General features: G+C 38.2%; 4 protein-coding genes. 2 read left to right on the plus strand and 2 right to left on the minus strand.

What is annotated here, in order from left to right; genetic code table 11:
• Positions 1–364 precede the first annotated feature (364 nt).
• Complete coding sequence (locus CXF76_RS00550; protein WP_101162793.1) at positions 365–910, plus strand: gamma carbonic anhydrase family protein; 546 nt, start codon at positions 365–367, stop codon at positions 908–910.
• Here the strand turns inward: CXF76_RS00550 and CXF76_RS00555 are convergent.
• Positions 902–1156 carry a DUF1488 family protein gene (locus tag CXF76_RS00555; RefSeq protein WP_007584142.1) on the minus strand — a complete coding sequence of 85 codons (255 nt, stop codon included), beginning with the start codon at positions 1154–1156 and terminating at the stop codon, positions 902–904. The genes CXF76_RS00550 and CXF76_RS00555 overlap by 9 nt on opposite strands.
• The gene (aroE, locus tag CXF76_RS00560; protein WP_101162795.1) at positions 1153–1977 is read right to left on the minus strand and encodes a shikimate dehydrogenase; all 825 of its coding nucleotides are present in this window, start codon (positions 1975–1977) and stop codon (positions 1153–1155) included. The genes CXF76_RS00555 and aroE overlap by 4 nt, the downstream gene beginning before the upstream one ends.
• Before the next feature lie 53 nt (positions 1978–2030).
• On the opposite strand from aroE, the gene CXF76_RS00565 reads away from it, so the two are divergent.
• Positions 2031–2468, plus strand: coding sequence for a group II truncated hemoglobin (locus CXF76_RS00565; protein WP_024609094.1), 438 nt, complete (start codon positions 2031–2033; stop codon positions 2466–2468).
• Positions 2469–2504 lie beyond the last annotated feature (36 nt).

Consider the following 2504-nt stretch of genomic DNA (forward strand, 5'->3'; position numbering starts at 1 on the left):
GTTTTGAGTCGCTTTAGCGACTCAAGGGATGCGAATAATACACCCTTTATTTTTCGAGTCAACACTTAGTTTTAAATTTTCTTTTGGAAGATTTAAAACCGAAGTTTTATTTAACTCTCTGAGTAGTTCGCTCCTCGCTATGCGTTGGCGTTTCCCGTCTCAGTGGGGTCGCATTATAGGGAGATCATATTTTTACGCAAGCACTTTTTTAAAGAAAAAGTAAAAAAAGATACTGTTCGGTTAGTATCTGAACTAAACCCCCTAAAACTGATAGTTTTGTAACCAAACAGTGCACTGTATGGTACAAAAATCACCTTGCTGATACACTCAAAGACTAATAATTATGATCTAAAAGGTACTAACTATGGCAATTCGTTCTTATAAAGGTGTTACTCCTTCATTTAATTCGTCTGTTTATATTGATGAGTCATCGGTTTTGGTTGGTAACATTACTTTAGGTGATAATAGTAGTGTGTGGCCGTTAGTAGCTGCACGTGGTGATGTTAACTATATACGTATTGGTGAGCGTACAAATATACAAGATGGCAGTGTTTTGCATTTATCTCGTGCAACTAAAAGCAATCCTGATGGTTACCCACTTATTATAGGTGACGATGTAACTGTTGGTCATAAGGTAATGTTGCATGGATGCGTACTAGGAGATCGTATACTTGTGGGTATGGGCGCTATCATTATGGATAACGTGGTTGTTGAAGATGATGTAATTATAGGCGGCGGCTCTTTGGTGCCTCCAAACAAGCGTTTAGAGTCTGGTTACTTATATGTAGGAAGTCCAGCTAAGCAAGCCCGCCCTCTTACAGAGCAAGAACTTGCCTTCTTAAAAATATCTGCCGATAACTATGTATCACTTAAAGATGAATACTTAGCTGAAATCGCTAACTTAAGTTAATAAGCTTACTTCAATTTGGCCTGCCGAGTTATAGCTCTCTTCTTCGATAAGCTCCTCGGCACGTTCTTCGTAATCAAAACGATACTTTTCAAAATACTCTGTTGCGTGACTTTCGTCTGTTAATTTAAGTGTATTTACTTCTATTATACATTCCACCAGCATGCCACTAACTTGTGCAAAAAAAACTAACTGATGATCGGGCTCTCTAAACTCTAGCCTATCTATAAACTGTATTGCCTGATTCATTTAAGCATTCCTTGTTTGAGTGCATCAACGACGGGAAGTATTTTTGGCATTTTGTTACGCCATACATAATATGCTTGAGCAGCTTGACCAACTAACATTCCACTGCCATCTAAAAGCTTAGCGTTAATATTATGCTGTGCAACCCAATTCATAAAAATGGTATTTTGCAATGAATAAAACATGTCATAAGCGACTTCACAGTTAGTTATGTGTTTTTCATCAAGAGCTGGAAGCTCATTATTCATACTGCTAGATGTAGAGTTTATAATTAGTGAGTAATCGCTTACTGGTAAATCATCAAAGCCAAAGCCAGATACTGGTCCATATTGAGTAAACAGCTCTGTGAGTTCTTTAGCTTTTTGTGCTGTGCGATTAACTATTATTATTTCCTGAGGGTTATGCTCTAACAAAGGTAAAATAACCCCTCGAGCAGCACCGCCCGCACCTATGATTAAAATGCGTTTATTAGTTATGGCTACTTCATTAGCGACTAAATCATTTACAAAGCCCACACCATCGGTGTTATCACCGAGTAATGTGCCATCATCTCGTTTTTTTAATGTATTAACAGCCCCTACAATTTTAGCTAATGGCGTAAGCTCATCGGCCATTGCATAGGCTTGCTCTTTAAATGGCATTGTAACGTTAGCACCAACACCACCTTGCTCAAAAAAAGACAATACTGTTTTTTCAAAGTTATCGATAGGTGCTAATATTGCGCGATAGTCGATTTGCTCGCCCAGTGATACAGCAAATTGTTTATGTATCGCGGGGGATTTTGAATGTTTAATTGGATTTCCAAAAACCGCATATTTGTCCATTTTAAAGCAACCTCTTTGCAGCTATAAACTGCCTATTAACGATGATAAGTAATATGATTAAACGACTTTTTTCTAAATCTAAGCCAGCTCCTGAGCAACAGGCTCCTACTCCTGAAAAAACACCGTATGAAATAATAGGTGGAGAGAAAGGGGCGCGTGCTATCTCCAATCGATTCTACGACATAATGGAGTCAGATGAATACGCTAAACCGTTATATGATATGCATCCTCTGCCATTAGATCGAATTCGCCAAGTATTTTTTGAATTTTTATCTGGTTGGTTAGGCGGGCCAAACCTATTTACTGAAAAACATGGCCAGCCAATGCTACGTAAAAGGCATATGCCTTTTACTGTAGATAAAGCATTGCGCGATCAGTGGATGCACTGCATGAATAAAACGCTGGATATAGAAATAGACAATCCGTTGTTACGTGAAGGATTAAAGCAATCATTCTCTCAACTAGCAACGCACATGATCAATCAGCATTAAATTTGTATTTAGCCACAATGCAAAAAGGCGCTAATT

The organism is Pseudoalteromonas sp. 78C3 (assembly GCF_002836695.1).
Classification (GTDB): Bacteria; Pseudomonadota; Gammaproteobacteria; order Enterobacterales; family Alteromonadaceae; genus Pseudoalteromonas; species Pseudoalteromonas arctica.